The organism is Mesorhizobium sp. M1227, assembly GCF_040318315.1.
Classification (GTDB): Bacteria; Pseudomonadota; Alphaproteobacteria; order Rhizobiales; family Rhizobiaceae; genus Mesorhizobium.
In genome coordinates, this window is record NZ_JAMYLZ010000017.1 from 96,787 (window position 1) to 114,574 (window position 17,788).

Annotated in this window: 19 protein-coding genes; 13 read left to right on the plus strand and 6 right to left on the minus strand. The window is 62.7% G+C overall.

Going from position 1 to position 17,788, the window contains the following annotated elements:
- Nucleotides 1-480: 480 nt before the first annotated feature.
- Entirely contained in the window at nt 481-1,293 is an 813-nt protein-coding gene (locus tag NKH28_RS20225; RefSeq protein ID WP_352980207.1) for a class I SAM-dependent methyltransferase, read from the minus strand.
- Between the two features lie 191 nt (nt 1,294-1,484).
- Between NKH28_RS20225 and NKH28_RS20230 the strand changes: the two genes are divergently transcribed.
- A complete protein-coding gene (locus NKH28_RS20230) occupies nt 1,485-1,907 on the plus strand; it encodes a hypothetical protein (protein WP_352817350.1) in 423 nt (140 codons plus the stop codon).
- Nucleotides 1,908-2,193: 286 nt separating this feature from the next.
- On the opposite strand, the gene NKH28_RS20235 is transcribed toward NKH28_RS20230, so the two are convergent.
- Nucleotides 2,194-2,790 carry a cation efflux transmembrane domain-containing protein gene (locus tag NKH28_RS20235; RefSeq protein ID WP_352452320.1) on the minus strand — a complete coding sequence of 199 codons (597 nt, stop codon included), beginning with the start codon at nt 2,788-2,790 and terminating at the stop codon, nt 2,194-2,196.
- 31 nt (nt 2,791-2,821) lie between these two features.
- The gene (locus NKH28_RS20240) at nt 2,822-5,023 is read right to left on the minus strand and encodes a heavy metal translocating P-type ATPase (protein ID WP_352452321.1); all 2,202 of its coding nucleotides are present in this window, start codon (nt 5,021-5,023) and stop codon (nt 2,822-2,824) included.
- A gap of 63 nt (nt 5,024-5,086) precedes the next feature.
- On the opposite strand from NKH28_RS20240, the gene NKH28_RS20245 reads away from it, so the two are divergent.
- The 11 genes from NKH28_RS20245 to NKH28_RS20295 all read left to right on the plus strand — a co-directional run bounded on the left by NKH28_RS20245 (nt 5,087) and on the right by NKH28_RS20295 (nt 13,982).
- On the plus strand, nt 5,087-5,512 hold the full coding sequence (locus tag NKH28_RS20245; protein WP_352980209.1) for a MerR family transcriptional regulator: 426 nt from the start codon (nt 5,087-5,089) through the stop codon (nt 5,510-5,512).
- A gap of 120 nt (nt 5,513-5,632) precedes the next feature.
- Nucleotides 5,633-6,007, plus strand: coding sequence for a hypothetical protein (locus NKH28_RS20250; RefSeq protein ID WP_352980211.1), 375 nt, complete (start codon nt 5,633-5,635; stop codon nt 6,005-6,007).
- Nucleotides 6,008-6,138: 131 nt separating this feature from the next.
- A complete protein-coding gene (locus NKH28_RS20255; RefSeq protein WP_352980213.1) occupies nt 6,139-7,572 on the plus strand; it encodes a multicopper oxidase family protein in 1,434 nt (477 codons plus the stop codon).
- Nucleotides 7,573-7,601: 29 nt separating this feature from the next.
- Nucleotides 7,602-8,042: a DUF411 domain-containing protein gene (locus NKH28_RS20260; protein WP_352452325.1), complete on the plus strand. Its 441-nt coding sequence runs from the start codon at nt 7,602-7,604 to the stop codon at nt 8,040-8,042.
- A gap of 7 nt (nt 8,043-8,049) precedes the next feature.
- Nucleotides 8,050-8,589 (plus strand): TlpA family protein disulfide reductase, encoded by a 540-nt coding sequence (locus tag NKH28_RS20265; RefSeq protein ID WP_352817332.1) that lies wholly within the window; start codon nt 8,050-8,052, stop codon nt 8,587-8,589.
- 3 nt (nt 8,590-8,592) lie between these two features.
- Entirely contained in the window at nt 8,593-9,306 is a 714-nt protein-coding gene (locus NKH28_RS20270; RefSeq protein ID WP_502906648.1) for an SCO family protein, read from the plus strand.
- A 52-nt stretch (nt 9,307-9,358) separates the two neighbouring features.
- Nucleotides 9,359-10,138 carry a DsbA family protein gene (locus NKH28_RS20275; RefSeq protein WP_352980215.1) on the plus strand — a complete coding sequence of 260 codons (780 nt, stop codon included), beginning with the start codon at nt 9,359-9,361 and terminating at the stop codon, nt 10,136-10,138.
- Nucleotides 10,135-10,701 (plus strand): hypothetical protein, encoded by a 567-nt coding sequence (locus tag NKH28_RS20280; protein WP_352980217.1) that lies wholly within the window; start codon nt 10,135-10,137, stop codon nt 10,699-10,701. Before NKH28_RS20275 ends, NKH28_RS20280 begins: the two co-directional genes overlap by 4 nt.
- A gap of 126 nt (nt 10,702-10,827) precedes the next feature.
- Complete coding sequence (locus tag NKH28_RS20285) at nt 10,828-11,070, plus strand: hypothetical protein (RefSeq protein WP_352452330.1); 243 nt, start codon at nt 10,828-10,830, stop codon at nt 11,068-11,070.
- 63 nt (nt 11,071-11,133) lie between these two features.
- Nucleotides 11,134-11,277, plus strand: coding sequence for a hypothetical protein (locus NKH28_RS20290; protein WP_156937354.1), 144 nt, complete (start codon nt 11,134-11,136; stop codon nt 11,275-11,277).
- Between the two features lie 170 nt (nt 11,278-11,447).
- Entirely contained in the window at nt 11,448-13,982 is a 2,535-nt protein-coding gene (locus NKH28_RS20295; protein WP_352980219.1) for an NAD-dependent epimerase/dehydratase family protein, read from the plus strand.
- Here the strand turns inward: NKH28_RS20295 and NKH28_RS20300 are convergent.
- Genes NKH28_RS20300 through NKH28_RS20310 form a run of 3 tightly spaced genes read right to left on the minus strand, consistent with a single transcriptional unit; the run spans nt 13,979 to nt 17,036 of the window.
- Nucleotides 13,979-15,199, minus strand: coding sequence for an NAD(P)/FAD-dependent oxidoreductase (locus tag NKH28_RS20300; RefSeq protein ID WP_352980221.1), 1,221 nt, complete (start codon nt 15,197-15,199; stop codon nt 13,979-13,981). The genes NKH28_RS20295 and NKH28_RS20300 overlap by 4 nt on opposite strands.
- Nucleotides 15,196-15,909, minus strand: coding sequence for a methyltransferase domain-containing protein (locus NKH28_RS20305; protein WP_352980223.1), 714 nt, complete (start codon nt 15,907-15,909; stop codon nt 15,196-15,198). Before NKH28_RS20305 ends, NKH28_RS20300 begins: the two co-directional genes overlap by 4 nt.
- A complete protein-coding gene (locus NKH28_RS20310) occupies nt 15,906-17,036 on the minus strand; it encodes a type III polyketide synthase (protein WP_352980225.1) in 1,131 nt (376 codons plus the stop codon). Before NKH28_RS20310 ends, NKH28_RS20305 begins: the two co-directional genes overlap by 4 nt.
- A 206-nt stretch (nt 17,037-17,242) precedes the next feature.
- Here NKH28_RS20310 and cueR point away from each other — a divergent pair, with 206 nt between their 5' ends.
- Nucleotides 17,243-17,641, plus strand: a complete 399-nt coding sequence (gene cueR, locus NKH28_RS20315; protein WP_352832054.1) for a Cu(I)-responsive transcriptional regulator — start codon at nt 17,243-17,245, stop codon at nt 17,639-17,641.
- Nucleotides 17,642-17,788 lie beyond the last annotated feature (147 nt).

Consider the following 17,788-nt stretch of genomic DNA (forward strand, 5'->3'; position numbering starts at 1 on the left):
AAAGATGGACAAAGTTGGTTAACCAATCCCTCTACCGACCGCCGATTGGGCGACGGTCACACCGAAAAACGCCCTCCAAAACCTGCATAGTTGGCAAAACTGCCCTCCAATGATGACTTTGCTGCCCGTTTTTGTCGGCCGAGTCAAGAAAGCGAAATGACTAGACCTTGCTGGGCGGAGTCGGCCATGGCTGCGAAAGTGAAGCCGGGCCGACCAGAATCGCGCGGCCGGCCGCCGCCGCCATCAAGCCCCGGCGATCGTCAACCTGCCACTTGTCGACCTGCCACTTGGGCGAATGAACGGTCATCGTCTGGGAAATCGGAATAGCGGCAAGACGTGTGCTGCATGGCAGCTGAACGTCGCAGGTGCTGGAACGGGATATCCAACACCTCGAGCAATTTCAGGAAAGTGCGAAACGGTTTTCCGTCCGGAATTGCGTCAAAACAAAAGACAGAGCGTTTCCGTGAAACGATGAACCGTTCAGACCACAGCCATGATTATGTGAGCCTGGATTTTGGCAGCAACCTCGCCGCTGCCATGCCTGTCTGCAATCGCGGCTGCGGCGTAGTCGGTTGCAGCGTCCAGCTTTCCCGCCTCTCTGGCCTCGATTTCATTGCGAAGGAGAGTGCCCTGGCAATAAGCAACGGCCGGAAGGCGCGGCGAGGAGGCACGGCTTTGTTCGGCTCTCGTCTCGATCACCACACCGGAAAAACCTGCGTCCTCCAGCTCGCAACGGATCAGTGCCGTATCGTGGTAGCCATGCGGCGTGCGTGCCAGAAAGCGCGGCGGATCGTTCGGAAAAATCCTCGCCAGGGCATTGGTCACATCGTCCGCAAATACATTCTCTTCGATGCGATCCCATACGCTGAATAGAAAATGTCCTCCGGGCTTCAGGACTCGCCGGGCTTCGCGATAGGCGGATGAGCGGTTGGGAAAGAACATCGCACCGAACTGACAACAAACGAGATCGAAGGCCGCATTTTCGAACGGTAGCGCCAGAGCATCAGCCTGACGCCATTTGATGCGATCGTCGGGAGCTTGCCGCGAAGCGGCGTAGTCGAGCATCGGCTGGTTGAGGTCGGTTACGACATAGCTTGCATCGGCGGACAGTTTTGGCGCCAATGCGCGGGTGACAACCCCGGTGCCCGCGGCGGTTTCCAGAACGGCGCTTGGCGACAAGGACGCTGCTCGTCGTGCAAGATCTGCGGCGAACGGCTCGAAAATCAACGGCACCATATAGCGGTCGTAGTTTTCCGGAATTGAGCCAGCGAATACCTTGTCCGTTTCCAACATTGCTATCCCCCGTCGCCCGTTTGATGGCTCGCCAGCATAGCATGGAATTGTTTGCTGTTCGGTCGCATTCGACCGGGAGGCGGTTCGCTTCCGTAAGCTCCGAAACGCCGTGCTGCAATTATCTGCATGTGTGCTAATGTATTGTGGTCATGCGCATTGGTGCGTGGCCAAACATTAAATGGGAGGACGCGATGAAAACCATGAATCGCAGGTCCGCGATTGCGCTCGGCGTGACGGCGGCAGCGGTAACGCCTTTGTTCACGCTGGCGGCGGCGGCAAAGGTGAAGAAATACGGCCCGAAGGAAGGCAAGGAGATTGCACCCGGCGTCAGATTGGTCGAGGTCGGCACCGGCAATTCCGATATCCCCGCCTACAAGAGCATCTCAATTGTCGATATAGTCTTTCAGCCCGGAGCAGCCGCCCCTCAAATGGTGATGGACAACGACATGGTCTGCACCATTGCTGCCGGTGAATTCACGATCAAGAAGGCGGACAAGGAATTCAAGCTCAAGGAAGGTGACGTATATACCTGCTCCAAGGGCAAGACCGACGCGGCAGCCAACACCAGCAAGGTGGTCGGCATCCACCGCATCGCCGTCTTGATACCTGCCTAGCGCATACCGACGAAAACCGGCCCGCGTCCTCTTCGGAGACGCGGGCCTTTTGATGACGTGCGTGGCCTTGAGCGGTTCATCGCTTCACCGCTTCGACCCGGTCGACTTCGTCCAAGTGTGGTGAGGCTCATGCTATTCGTGGTTTTTCCTCCCGATTTTTACTTATGAGCGGTTCTCCCTCCGACCGCTTTGAAAGGGTGATATTATACTAGAGATCGCGCAAGTTTCTGGCTGACTGCTGCATTGGCGGATTGGCAATGCGGCAGCGCGCTGAGCGTTTTGGAGTTCACGAAACGGCCCGGTGCTCTTCCCGAGCTGCCTCCCAGACCTCGCGCGCCGCATCTGCATTCAGTGCCGCGATTCCCAGGCCGACGATCAAATCCGGCCACGCCGAGCGCCACAGGAAGGCCGTCACCAATCCGGCCAGTATGATCGCAATATTGGCGACCGCATCGTTGCGGGCCGAGAGGAATGCCGCCCTGGTAAGACTGCCGCTGTGATGGCGGTAGCGCGCCAGCATGTAGGCGCATGACAGATTGACCGCCAGAGCGCCCAATCCCGCCAGCGTCAGCGCCGTTGGCTGCGGCGGCACCGGCATGTTGAACTTTTCCCACGCGGTCCACAGAGTCGCCAGGCCCGGCACCAGCAGGATAAGCGCCAGCGCCATGCCGACCCGCGAGCGGGCACGCAGCGACCATCCCATGGCGAGCAGTATGAGGAGATTGACCGAGGCATCTTCCAGAAAATCGACGCTGTCGGCGAACAGCGACACCGAGCCGATCGCCAGCGCGACGGCGAATTCAATGCCGAAATAACCCAGGTTCAGCAGTGCGACGACAAGCACCACCCGGCGAAGGCCGTCCGACGCAATGGCTTGCTGCATGGTCTGCCCTAACACGATGCCGTTGTCGCTCTTACCAGTTGCTCTTCCAACGCAACAGCCGCATGGCATTGGCCGTCACCAGCACCGTCGCCCCGGTGTCCGCGAGAATGGCGGGCCAGAGGCCGGTGATGCCGGCGATCGTCGTCACCAGGAACACTGCCTTCAGGGCCAACGCAATGGTGACGTTCTGCTTGATGGTGGCCATGGTTGCTTGGGACAGCCTGATCATGGCTGCAACGTCGCCGACGCGTCCATGCAGCACCGCTGCGTCAGCCGTTTCAAGAGCCACATCGGTGCCGCCGCCCATGGCAATGCCGACATCGGCGGCGGCAAGTGCGGGCGCATCGTTGATGCCGTCGCCGACCTTGGCTACTCTAAGCCCCTGCCCCTTCAACTCGCTGAGGATGCGCTGCTTGTCCTCCGGGAGCAGTTCGGCGCGCACCTCGATGCCGAGCTGTTTGCCGATGGCAGCCGCCGTGCGCTTATTGTCGCCGGTTAGCATGACTGTCCTGATGCCTGCATTGGTCAGCGCCTTTAGCCCGGCGAAAGCATCCGGCCGGGGTTCGTCGCGCATGGCAATGAAGCCGGCCAGCGCGTTGTCTATAAGCAGCACCGCCACTGACTTGTCTTCATCGTTCAATGCCACGATGCGTGCCGCCTGGTCTGCTGGCAGCAGGTTTATCTCGCCCGCCGCGACTGGCGATCCCAGAAACAGGTTCTTGCCGCCGACACGACCGATAACCCCTTTACCGCCGATCGCTTTGGCTTCGGCGGCAGGCGGCACGGGAATGTTGCCGGCTTTCGCCCTTTGGAGGATGGCCAAAGCGAGGGGATGGCTCGAGCCGATCTCAAGCGCTGCCGCCAGCGAAAGGATGTCGCGTTCACTGGCACCCACCGCAACGACATCGGTGACCTGTGGCTTGCCGAGCGTCAGCGTGCCGGTCTTGTCGAGCGCCACGGCGTTGATGGTCGCGAGCCCTTCCAGCACCGCCCCACCTTTCATCAGCAGGCCGCGCCGGGCTCCGGCCGAAAGCGACGCCGCGATCGCCGCCGGAACTGAAATGACCAGCGCGCACGGGCAGCCGATGAGCAGCAGCGCCAGCCCCTTGTATATCCATTCGTTCCAATCGCCGCCCAAGAGCAGCGGCGGTGTGGTGGCCACGAGCGCCGCGATAGCGACAACGCCGGGCATGTACCAGCGCGAAAAGCGATCGATGAAGCGCTCGGTCGGCGCCTTGTTTTCCTGCGCCTCCTCGACCAGCTTGATCACGCGTGCAATCGTGTTGTCTGCGGCGGTCGCCGTCACCTTGACGCGCAGCACGCCGTCGCCGTTGATAGTGCCGGCAAAGACCGTGTCGCCGACGTCCTTGCGCACCGGCACGCTTTCACCGGAGACGGGTGATTCATCGATGGCGCTCCCGCCTTCGGTGATCTCGCCGTCAGCCGGAATCCGGTCGCCCGGCCGCACGAGGATGATGGCGCCCACAGCCAGACTTTCTGCCGGCACCTCGCGGGTCTGGCCGTCTTTCTCGACGAACGCGGTTTTGGGAACGAGGGCCGTGAGCGCTTGAATACTGGACCGTGCCTTGCCGGCCGCAACCCCTTCGAGCAACTCGCCGATCAGGAACAAGAAGACCACCGTCGCCGCTTCCTCGCCGGCACCGATGATGACGGCCCCGGCCGCCGCCACAGTCATCAGCATTTCGATTGTGAACGGAATGCCTGCCGCTGCGGCCATGGCCGCTCGGCGCGCGATCGGAGCCAGGCCGAGCAGCATTGCGGCGATGAAGGCCCACGGGCCGGTCGCGGGCCAGGCGTAATCAATCGCGAAAGCCACGGCCAAGGCGACCCCGCTGGCGATGGCCAGGCGACCCTTGGCGCTGTCCCACCATAGCTCCGACGCCGGCGCATCATCGTTATCATGTAACCGCGCCACGTTCTCGTCGTGATTGCGCCTTCCGTCGGCATGGTTGTCGGCGGATTGATCGGACGCCGGCGTCCCAGACTTGGAGGTCAGCGGAGCGACGGCGTAGCCGAGGCCGGTGACCTTCCTCTCGATCGCGCCGAGATTGCTTTCGGGAGTATGAGTGACCGTCAGAGTGCCCGCCGAAACGGATACGTTGATGTCCTGAACACCAGGCATCCGCCGCACGGCCGTATCGATTTTGCTGGCGCAACCGGCGCAATCCATGCCTTCCACGCGGTAGCGGGTCTGTTGTTTGGTCGCAGCCATGATGAACCTCTTGTATCTTCGACCGCGACGCTACATCCTCTAGCGACTAGAGGAGCAAGCGAAATGTCAACAGGTGTGACCATCGGTGAAGCGGCCCGACACAGCGGCGTGAAGGTTCCAACCATCCGCTACTATGAGCAGATAGAGTTGCTTCCTGCCGCTGCCCGCAGCGAAGCCAATCGCCGGCAGTATGAAGCGGCAGACTTGCGCCGGCTCGCCTTCATCAGGCACGCGCGCGAGTTGGGGTTCGGGATCGAAGCCATCAGGGCGCTGCTGACGCTGCAGGATAATCCCAGCCAGCCTTGTGCCACCGCCGACGCCATTGCCCAGGCGCGTCTGGCCGACGTGGTTCAGCGGATACGCGGCCTTACAGCATTGAAAGCCGAGCTGGAGCATATGGTCGAAGGCTGCCGGCACGGAAAAGTCTGCGAATGCCGTGTCATCGAAGTGCTGGCGGATCACGATAAATGCGAGCATCCACACCATTGATTTGCCAGAGCAGAGCTCGCGTCAGCCCCGATGTCTCGGCATCCGGAGCTTGCAAAAGCCGCACTTTACGGTCAACCTGAGCGGATGATGGCGCGCCTGTCACCAAAACACCTCCTGGTCATGCTTCTCGCGGTCGTCGTGACCGCCGGGTTCAGCCTGTCCGCCGCTCAAGCTGCCGTCATGTCGGCCAGGATGGCAGTCGACGGCCGCATGACCATGGCCGCGGATACCGGCACCACCGACGCCGACATGGCCAAGATGGCCGATGCCAGGGACGGTGACTGCAACGCTTGCCTCAAGGGCTCGGCCGGCAATGACAAACCGATGCAATGTGCGCCGACCTGTGTCGCACCGGTTCTGGCGGTGCTGCCGGAGGCTCTCGCCGTGACGGGACTGCCGCGGGCCGAGCTGCCGTCGGCGCTTACCGTCCCGTTCCTGCACGGGCGAAGTCTGCTGCCCGAGCCATTCCCTCCAAGACCCAGCGCTCTCGTCTGACGCCGTTTCTGCCGTTCCACGGCTGATTAGCGGCGTTTGATCGCTCGGTTGCGCGTAACTGCGCAGCGGGCGCGGTAGCAATTCAATCGACGTCGCGACGTTCGCCGTCGGTTACCGCAAGGGTCACAAAAGTGAATTCCGTTTCAAATCCGTTCATAACGCGCCGCAAATTCCTGCTTGCGGCAGCGAGCATTGCGGCGGCGCCGATCCGCCCTGCGCTGGCGATGGCCACCGGCGAATACCGGATCAGGGTGGCGCCGGGCCAGGCCCGGTTCGCCGGCCCTGATGGTCCGCGCACTCCGGTATGGGCCTATGATGGCACGGTCCCCGGCCCGACACTGCGCTTGCGCCAGGGGCAGCCCGCTCGGATCATCGTCGAGAACGGACTGGACGAAGACACCACGGTTCACTGGCATGGCATCCGGCTGCCGAACGCGATGGATGGCGTGCCCGGCCTGACGCAGAAGCCGATCAGGCCAGGTGAAAATTTCATCTATGAATTCACCCCGCCCGATGCCGGCACCTTCTGGTATCACCCGCACGCCAACAGCCTGGTCCAGCTCGGCCGTGGCCTTGCCGGCGCACTGGTCGTCGAGGAGGTCGAGCCGGTCGCCGTCGACCGTGACATTCTGTGGCTGCTGCAGGACTGGCGGCTTGCGGCCGATGGGCAGATCGCCGGCGGCTTCGGCAGTGCCATGGATGCGTCGATGTCGGGCCGCGTCGGCAATGTCGTCACCGTCAACGGCACGGGGCCAGGCGATCGGAGCGTGAAGGCCGGCGAGCGCGTCAGGCTGCGGCTCGCCAATGCCTCGCTTGCCCGCATGATGGCGCTGCGCTTCGAAGGCCACCGTCCGGTCGTCGTCGCCATCGACGGCCAGCCCTGCGATCCGCATGAACCGGAGGGCGGTCGCCTGGTGCTGGCGCCCGCCATGCGCATCGACATCGTGCTCGACATGCAGGGCCACCCCGGCAGCCGCCACGCGGTGATCGACGATTTCTACGACGGCCTCGCCTATACGCTGACCACGCTGGCCTATGACGCAGCGCCGCCGCTGAGAACCCATCCGCTCGACGCGCCAGCCGGCCTGCCGCGCAACCCTCTGCCCCAGCCCGACCTCGCTGGCGCCGAGCGCCAGGAAATCGTGCTGCAGGGCGGCATGATGGGCGGCGGCAAGCTCAAGGGCGTCGGCGGCATGATGGGCATGGGGATGATGGGCATGAACGGCGGTGCGGCCTGGGCGATCAACGGCATGTCGATGACCGGCGACGGCCATGCCGGCATGGCGCCGCAGTTCACGCTGAAACGCGGTGTGACCTGCCATCTCACCATGCGCAACGAAACCGCCTGGTGGCACCCGATGCATGTCCACGGCTTCAGCCTGTCGGTCATCTCGCGCAACGGTTCGCCGGTGCCGCACCGCCAATGGCAGGACACGGTGCTGCTCGCCCCCAAGGATGTGATCGAATGCGCCTTCGTCGCCGACAATCCCGGCGACTGGATGCTGCACTGCCATGTCGCCGACCACCAGATGGCGGGTCTTATGACCGTCTTCCGCGTGACCTGAAACTTTTTATCCAACGAAGGAGAACTGCAATGAAACTGACCTACCGCCTTGCCGCACTGTCCCTGCTGATCGCAACGCCGCTGCCCGCCTTCGCCGCAACGATCAACGCCGTCATGTACAAGAACCCGCAATGCAGCTGCTGCGAGTCCTACGCCAACTATCTCGAGCACAACGGCTTCAAGGTCGACATCAAGCCGGTCAACAATCTCTCCCAGATCAGCAGCGATGCCGGCGTGCCGGCCGACCTCGAAGGCTGCCACACGCTGATGGTCGACGGCTATATCGTCGATGGCCTGGTGCCGGTCGAGATCGTCAAGAAGCTTTTGACCGAGCGCCCTGCCATCACCGGCATAACGCTCGCCGGCATGCCGGCCGGCGCCCCAGGCATGGGTGGCGAGAAGCAAGGCCCCTTCGTCGTCTACGCCTTCACCAAGGACGGCAAGGCGCCCACCGTCTACGCGACCGAGTGAGGACATTGTGAGCAAACTAGCCATGGTCCTGGTTGGCATGCTGCTGGCGTTTTCGTGGCCGGTATCAGCCGCTGAGCCGCCGCAGAACTTTGCCGTTCACGAGGCGCCCGTCCCCGTGCCGGAAATCAGCTTCGAGGATGGCAATGGCAAGCCGAAAATGCTTGCGGATTTCCACGGCAAGGTCGTGCTGCTTAACGTCTGGGCGACATGGTGCGCGCCCTGCCGCAAGGAGATGCCGACGCTCGATCGTCTGCAGGCCAAGCTCGGCGGTCCGGATTTCGAGGTCGTCGCGCTGTCGATGGACCGTGCCGGACCTGACGCCGTCAAAATGTTCTATGGCGAGATCGGGGTCACACACCTCGCCCTCAACATCGACAGTTCCGCGAAGGCGATGTTCACGCTCGGCGCTGTCGGCCTTCCGATGACCCTGCTGATCGACCGCGACGGCAAGGAAATCGGCCGGTTGATTGGGCCGGCCGAATGGGACGCGCCCGACATGGTCGACTTCCTCCGCGGCCGCATCGCCGCCAACCCGGAAAGGAAGTGACCGATGCACATCCAATCGAGCTGGAAAGGATGGATGCGTGTGCTGCTGGTCGCGCTCGCAGCACTGGTCGCGGGCTTCGCCTACGGTGCGCGGGCGCACTCACTCGACGATGTCGGCGCCATGCTGCAAAGCGATGAGAAATATTTCCAGCAGATCGACAAGCCGGCGCCTGATTTCACACTGCGCACCGCCGATGGGCGTGTCGTGCGAACGGCGGATCTGCGCGGCAAGGTGGTCGTCCTCCACTTCATCTACACGTCGTGCCCGGATGTGTGTCCCCTGCATGCCGAGAAGATCGCCGATGTCCAAAACATGGTGAACGGCACGCCGATGAAGAATCAGGTCACCTTTGTCAGCATCACCACCGATCCAAAGAAAGACACGCCCGACGTGCTGCACTCCTACGGGTCGGCGCACGGGCTCGATCCCGTCAATTGGCTCTTCCTGACCACGACCGAGGATCAGCCGGAGGATGCGACCCGCAGACTGGCGGAGGCCTTCGGCCACAAGTTCACGCTGACCGATGACGGCTATCAGATGCATGGCATCGTCACCCATGTGATCGACAAGGAGGGCCGCTGGCGGGCGAATTTCCATGGCCTGGATTTCGCGTCCGTCAATCTCGTCACCTTCGTCAATGCGCTCACCAACAATGTCGAGCGCCCGCACCATGATCAGGAAACGGGATGGTGGGCGAAAATCAAGGACATGTTCTGAGCACCATTCGCACGTGCCGGCGGTCCGGCGAAACAGAGGGAGGGAGAAGCCTGTGATCCACAAGTCCAACCCATTGCGCGGAGCCATCGGCAAAATGGCCCATGCCTTCATACTGGCCGGCGCGACCGTTTGGCTCGCGCTCGGTCTCAACGGTCAGGCGATCGCCGCGGGCGAGATGTCCCAGGACCAGTTCGACCAGCGTATCCACGATTATATCCTCGCGCATCCCGAAGTCGTCATGGAGGCGCTGCAGAGCCTCGACGCCCGTCAGCGCGAGGCTGCGGCAAAAGAGGCGAAAGCCGCCCTGGCGGCCAAGGCCGACGAGATTTTCCGGGACCCGGCGAGCCCGGTCGGCGGCAACGCCGAAGGCGACGTCACCATGGTCGAGTTCTTTGACTATAACTGCCCCTATTGCCGGCAGGTCGCGCCGATCATGGCGCAAGCAATGGCCGACGATCCGCATCTTAAGGTCGTCTACAAGGAATTCCCGATCCTCAGCACGGATTCCGTATTTGCTGCCAAGGCGGCTCTCGCCGCAAAGCGCCAGGGCAAATACCTGGCATTCCACAAGGCCCTGTATGCGGTGAAGACGCGGGTGACCGAAACGGTCGTGCTGAAGGTCGCTGCCGACGTCGGGCTCGACGTGGCTAAACTGAAGACCGACATGCAGCGGCCCGACATCCAGGCGTCGATCGACCGGAATACGCAACTGGCACAGGCGCTGAAGATCAGCGGAACGCCAAGCTTCGTCGTTGGCGAGCAGATTTTCCCCGGCGCGACCGACCTGGCAACGATGAAGAAACTGATCCAGCAGGCGAGGAGCAGCAAATGAGCCGAATATGCTACCTAAACCGACGGACGGTTGTTCTGGGCGGCGCCTTTTGCGCCGCCGCGGTCCTGAGCTTCCTCAAGGGGCCGGATCTGGCGATGGCCGATGGGGATGCCGATCTGCTGCGCCGTTTCAAATATCTCAGCCAGAACGGCAACAGCACGTGTTCGGCCAAGTTCACCGAGTCGATCGCGACCATGCCGGCGATGTCGCGGATCACGGGCTCGTGCTGCAGCCCGATGGAGATGAAGCGCTATGCCGAGCAGGTGAGCGGCCTGGCCAGGTACCGCGACATCGCGATGATCCCAAGCGATCCGTACGATATTCAGGCCGGCATCGCACAGAAGATGATGCCCTACTACGATGTGAAGCTCTCCGGCGACGAGCAGCAGGCTTACGACTATGCGATGGCTAATTCCAACGAGAAGGGCCCTTGCTGCTGCCCATGCTGGCGCTGGAAAGTGTATGGCGGGCTGGCGAAGTTCCTGATCCGCGAGCACGGTTTCACCGGCAAGCAGGTCGTCGACGTCTGGGATCTCTCCGACGGCTGCGGCGGTGGAGAGTAGAGCCGGGCGACGCCTCGGATGCGGTTCAACAAGCGCTCTCAACCTGTTCTAGCTTCTTGAAAGGTGCGCTTGACCTTCCGGTGGCTGGAACGGTTAGGCTCATTGCCAACTTCCGGAGATCGTCCAATGGCGGACCGAACCATGAATTTCGAAAGGCAGCTATTGGCCCCGTTCAGAGAGGCATATCGGCAAGGCAGATCAGATGTCGCGGAGCATTTGCTGCGAGCGCTGGAGGCACTGATCACAGCCCTGCCGTTCCCGAGTTACCGCACGGCCAGCATGTTTTGGCCGAAGCCTACTATGAACTCGTTCGTCGATAGCATTGAACATGCCCTGATTGACCGGCAAGCCACCGCCTTCGTGGGCTGATCGAGTTGATCGAGTTCGCCTTGACGGGCATACATGGCGAACTAGTTCCCCTCGCAATCGCCGGTGGCAGCGGCGGCGGGAGGGATGATTGTAATGATGATGGACGGTTCAATGTGGATGATGGGCGGCATGGCGCTCATTTGGGTCCTGGTGCTTGTCACCCTCGTGCTCGCGATCGCGGCGCTGGTCAAATATTTGCGAACCTGACAGCATAGGCAGTCGGGGTCAAAAGAGCAAAAAGGGCGGAAAGTTGTAGTCGTCATCGGAAGCAGCAGCGTCATCGGGTCGGCGTCGGAACTGGTCCGGCCCCCTCGGCTCTTAACGTCTGTCGCCTTCGGCCCTCTCAGGAGTGGCAAATCGCCGGCTATGAGGTCTGGATGGCGAAGCGCAAAGACACGGTTATTGTTACCGGCAGCACCGGCTTCATCGGCTCGGCTCTGGTCAACAGCTTCGCCGACCGGTTTGCTCTCGTCGGCCTCGACCGGGCGGCGACGCGTCAGCCGCCGCCGGCCGCGGAGTGCGTCTGCATCGACCTGACATCGGAGGACGTCGTGGCAGCCGGCTTGGCGCGCGTGCGGACGGCCTATGGCGCCCGCCTCGCCTCGGTGATCCATCTTGCGGCCTATTTCGATCTCACAGGCGAACGGAACCCGCTCTACGAAAAGATTACCGTTGGCGGCACCGAGAAGCTCCTGCGCGCCCTGAAACAATTTGAGGTCGAGCAGTTTGTCTTCATGAGTTCGATGCTGGCGCACAAGGGTGGCCGACCAGGCGACATCATCGATGAGGATTGGCCGCTCGAATCGAACCTACCCTACCGCACCTCGAAGATCGAGACCGAGCGCCTGATCCATGAGCAGCACGGGGCGATCCCTGTCGTCTATGCCAGGCCGGCCGGCGTCTATGATGATCTCGGCCGTAACGCATTCCTCGCCAATCAGATTGCGCGTATCTACGAAGAGGATCCGACCGGGCATGTATATCCGGGTGACCTGCGCACCGGGCAGTCGTTCCTGCATCTGGAAGACCTCACCGATGCGGTGGCGCGCCTTATAGATCGGCGGAAGAAACTTCCCACGGAGCTGGCGCTGCTTCTCGGCGAGCCTGAGGTCATGGGCTACGGCGAACTTCAAGCCGAGATTGGTCGGTTGATCCGTGGCGAGAACTGGGAGACACGGGAGGTGCCGAAGGCGCTCGCCAAGGCGGGTGCCTGGGTCCAACAGGACGTGCTGGGCGAAGAATCATTTGTTCGTCCCTGGATGGTCGATATCGCCGACGACCACTACGCGATCGATATCAGCCGTGCCCGCAATGTCCTCGGCTGGCAGCCCCGGCATTCCCTGCGCGAGACGTTGCCGCGGATCGTCGACGCGCTCAAGGCAGATCCCGCCGGCTGGTATCGGGCCAACAAGCTCAACGCCGCCAAGGTGGCCGGCAGCGGAACAAAAGCGCGAGAGAAAGACAAGGCGTTCGAGGCCAAACACGACAAGATGAAACCCGGACACATGGCCGAGATGGCGGGGATGGGCAAGCAGATGCTCTGGGCTCATTTCCTGGTCATCACGCTTGGCGTGTGGCTCCTCACCAGCCCGCTTCAGTTCGCGCTGTTCGATCCGGCGGCGGCCGGCACTGTGCGTGACGTCACGCAAGAGCGTGGACTGTGGGAACCGGTGCTGCGCAACGCGCTCACCGGCTGGAGCGACATTGTCTCGGGCTTGCTGCTGATGCTGTTTGGCGGGCTCGCACTGTCGCCGCGTTTTTCCTGGGCGCAATGGGGCACGACGATCGCCGGCCTGTGGCTGCTGTTCGCGCCGCTGTTCTTCTGGACGCCGAGCGCCGCCGCCACCATGAACGACACGATCGTCGGCGCGCTGGCCATCGCTTTCTCGGTGCTCGTCCCGATGATGCCGGGCATGAGCCACGAAGGGATGATGGACGAGAGCACCGTTCCGCCTGGCTGGACCTACTCGCCGTCATCCTGGCTGCAGCGCCTGCCGATCATCGCGCTCGGTTTCTTCGGTTTCCTCATCGCCCGCTATCTCACTGCCTACCAGCTCGGCCATGTGGGTGCTGTCTGGGAGCCGTTCTTCCCCGGCGGAGACGGCAGGAACGGCACGGAATTCATCATCACATCCGACGTTTCTCGAGCCTGGCCAGTTGCTGATGCCGGGCTTGGCGCCGTGGCCTATATGATCGAAACCCTGATGGGCGCGATGGGCACGGCGACCCGCTGGCGCACCATGCCCTGGATGGTGACCTTCTTCTTCATCCTGGTGGTGCCGCTCGGCGGCGTCTCGATCTTCTTCATCATCATCCAGCCGATCATGATCGGCACCTATTGCACACTGTGCCTCATCGCGGCGGCGGCCATGCTGGTCATGATCCCGCTGACGCTGGACGAGGTGGTCGCCATGGGCCAGTACATGCTGCGCAGCGTGCGGGCAGACCGTCCGTTCTGGCGCACCTTTTTCCAAGGCGGGCCGGAGCCGAACGGCGAGGCGGACAAGAACGATCCCGGCTTTTCCGCCGCGCTTGCCGCACAGTCCGCCGCAGCCATTCGCGGTGTCACGTTTCCATGGACGCTGGTCGCATGCTGTATCGTCGGCGGTTGGCTGATGGTCTCGCGGCTGGTCTTCGGCACAGCCGGCGCCATTGCAAACAGCGATCACCTCTCGGGCGCCATGATCATCACGATCGCGGTCTGCGCCATGGCCGAGGTGGCACGGCCGTTGCGTTTCCTCAACCTGCCGTTCGGGTTATGGCTGATCGCAGCGCCCTGGCTGCTCGACGGCGCGACCAGAGGTTCGACATTGAACAATGCCGTTGCAGGGCTAGTTGTGATCGGCCTCAGCCTGCCTCGGGGGCGCCGAAGCAAGGAGCACTACGGCTCATGGGACCGCTATGTCGCCTAGACGAAGCCTGGAACCGGCTTGGTCTTGCCGCTCAGTTGCGCGCCCAGCGTCAGTGCCTGCGGGAAATTCTGGACGATCGCCGCCATCAAGGTGGCGCTGCCGGGGCGAAGGGCAATTCCGGCAACGGCCGCGGCGGCGTATACCCGTGTCGAAAACAGTCTTTTCCAGGCCGCCTCGTAGCGTCTGGCGGCAGCCTCGCGCCCTGCTCGGCCACTTGGCGCGCATGCGAGTTCGCAAGCCAGCAGCCAGCCGGACTGAAGCGCCATCGAGATGCCCTCGGCGATGACAGGATGAGACTCTCCGGCTGCATTGCCGACGCGGAAGATGTCCCCTTCGTAGCACGAGCGAATTCCCGGCCGGATCGGACCTGCGGCAAGCCACGGACCGTCGAGGAGAGCCGGTTCCAGGGCGTCCCGCACGCCCCGGCATGAATTCAGGAGATGCCGGGAGACCGCATCGGCGGCCGACACATGGCTCCGTTGTTTGGGGCCATATTGTTTACGCAGCCGCGCGAGCATATCGCGCCGGATGCAGCATGAGATCGACAACCGGCCATGATCCGCCGAAACCATGCCGCCGTAGCCGCAAGGGAAGGCCAGCAGAGGCATCAAATCCGGCGCCAGCGACGACCCGGTGAAATGCGCCTTGAAGCCGAGCAGGTCCGACGGCCGATTGGCCTTTGCGAGTTGGCTGCGCAATGGTCCCGGTTCCCACGAGCCGTGAGCGGCGACAATCACCGGCGCACGCAACATCGCCGCTTCATCCCCGGCCTGAATTCGCACCCTTTGCATCTCACCGTCCGGCTCGATGGCGACGGCGCGGCAGGGTTGAAAGATTTCGACACCCGCCGATCGCGCCGCTTGCAAAAGCAGAGAGTCGAGAATGTCCCGGCCGAGCGCCCGGCCGAAGCTGTCTTTCGCACGAGGCCCAGCTCCTGCACGTGGCATTGCCGCCTCGACGCAGGTCTCGCCGGAAAACAAGCCGACGCGGCGGATTTCGGGGCCGGCATTGGTACGCCAGGCATCGCCGATCTCGAGCCGGCCGAGAAGCGCAAGATTGCTTGCCGAGATGTATTCGCCGCAGACCTTGCGGCGCGGGAACGCGCTTTTTTCCACAATTGCCACGGCCCATCCGCGCCGGGCCAGCGTGAGCGCGACGGAGGTGCCCGCCGGGCCGGCACCAATGACGATCGCGTCATGAGTCGACAATCCCGTCATGGCTCGACACTGGCACTGGCGCCGACGAAGATGTGGGAAAACAGGCCGGCGCGCCGCTCCTCGACCGGTTTGCCGTTGGCCGCAAGCCAGAGACCGGTAAGCTCGCTGCCGCGAAAGCCGGCACGCACGCTTTGCGCCGCGTCGTTTCGTGTGACGTCGTTGGCGCCGATTGCCGGCAGAAGACGGGTCGCGGCCAGCGGCAGTTTCGCCCGCAGCGGCTCTGTCGCGATGAGCAACGGGGCTTTCGGCCCGATCAGCGAAAACAGACGCACGAGCTGCGCATCGTCGAGGTGATGCAGGAACAGATTGACGGTGACGGCGTCGAACGGCGCACCCTCGATCTTTCCTGCCCAGTCGAAGACATCGGCGGTGACGCCTTCGGCCTTCCATCCCAGCCTGTCAAAATCACCGCGCAATCGCGCGGTGACGAGGCCGACGCGGTCGAGCATTACCAGTTCGACCCCAGGCCAATGCGTGGCCATGCGCCGCGCCACCGCCAGCATGAAGGAGCCATCGCCCGCGCCGATCTCCAGAATGCGGCGTGGCGGCTTTGGCACAAACCTCCTGAGCAACGACGTCATGATCGGCACCTGAAACATCAGCATATTGATGCGCCGAAGGTCGCGGCGCGCGGCCAGCGCTCGCGGATCTTCGGCCGCAAGTCCGTCGAGGATTTCCGGCGCAAGCTGCCGGTGCTCCAGGCCGCTCATGACACCGTTCGAAAGAGCATGGTTTCGGCCGTCAGCCCGGGTCCGAACGACATGCCGCAACCGAGCAGGCCGGGTGGCGCCTTCAGCATCTCCTTCATCACGAACATGACGGTCGCCGACGACATGTTCCCATACTGGCGCAACACCTCGCGCGATGGTTCCAGCGCGGTGGGCTCCAGTTCCAGGGCCCTTTCGACGGCGTCGAGCACCGAACGTCCACCCGGATGCACGGCCCAAAGGTCGATGTCTTTCGCCGATCGGCCTCCGAGGATGGCGGCCTGGCTGTTCCGCAACGCTTCATGAATCGCTGCCGGCACCTGGCCGGAAAGAACCATTTCGAAGCCGTGGTCGCGAATGTTCCAGCGCATCAGGTCCCGCCGTTCCCTCGCCACCAGACAGTGAAAGCTATCGAGCTCGATGCCGGCCGGCTCGGCAGTGATGAGCGCAGCCGCGCAGCCGTCGCCCCAGAGGCAGAACGACAGCAGTTTTTCCAGTTCGGTGGTTTCGCGCAGATGCATCGTGCAGAGCTCGATATTGACCAGCAGGACCTTGGCCTGCTGGTCGGAGCGGACGATGTGGCGGGCCAGCTTGAGGCCGTTGATCGCCGCATAGCAACCCATGAACCCGATCATCGTGCGTTCGATCCCGTTCGGCAGCCCGCAACGCGCAACCAGCTCGAGATCGATGCCCGGCGCCGAAAAGCCGGTGCAGGTGGTGACGATCAAATGGGTGATGCGGGAAGCGTCGTCGCCAAGCTGCAATCCGTCGATGCCCTTTTGCGCCAGAACAGGTGCGGCATCGTCGAACATCGCCATTCTCGCCGCCGTTCCGGGAAACGCGCCCCGGATGAAGGTTCCGGCCAGGTCGGCGGACGGTCCCTCGGGGTCGGACGCCGGCGCAAAGCAGGAATAGCGGTGCTCGATGCCGGCAAGATCGGCCATGCGTTCGAAGATCCTCCGGCGATCGGCCGCGAGCATGGAGGCCGCGAAACGCAGGTAGAATTCATGAACCTCGTACTCCGGCACCGCTGTCGCGATCCGGTTGATATAGGCCTTGACGGGCATGTTCTGTCTCCTCGGCGTCTGCACGGTGTTGCGTCGAGCCAGCGCCGGAGGGTCTTTGCTCATCGGCACCCGGTGTCGAACACCGGGTTTTGAGCACTGTTCGGTAAAAACGTTTCCGAGGACCGATTTCTTCCCGAAGGTTCAGTATGTGCTGGCAGGCAAACGGTTGGAGCGGGCGGGCGGTTGCGTCAGGCATCCAAAATCGCCACATGATGTTGACCTTCCATCTACTGGAAGGTCTATTTCCTCCGACAAAGGAGATTTCCGCCATGAACATCGGCGTCGCATCCGAAAAATCCGGCTTGCCGGCCAAGACGATCCGTTACTACGAGGATATCGGGCTCTTGCGCCCGGCCCGGACAGACAATGGCTATCGTGATTACTCGACGGCCGATATTCACCGGCTGCGCTTCCTGCAGCGCTCGCGAAGCCTGGGGTTTTCGGTCGACGAATGCCGCCAGCTGCTGTCGCTGTACCAGGACAGGGAACGTGACAGCGCCGACGTGAAGGTGATCGCGAAAGCCAAGCTGGTGGAGATCGACAGGAAGATCGCTGAACTGGTCGGATTGCGCGGCTTGCTCCACCAATTGGTCAGTCACTGCCACGGCGACGAGCGGCCGGATTGCCCGATCATCGACGAGCTGGCAGGACAAGGCGTCGCCCAGTGAGGTGGATTGAAAATCGGAGCGGCTGACGTGCAAACTTCGCTGTCATGCCGGCTTGTGCTGCCGCACGACCTTCCATTCATGCCAGATCAGCACCATGACGACAGCATCGAAGACGGTCAGGACAAGCAGGCCGAACGAATGGGTGTA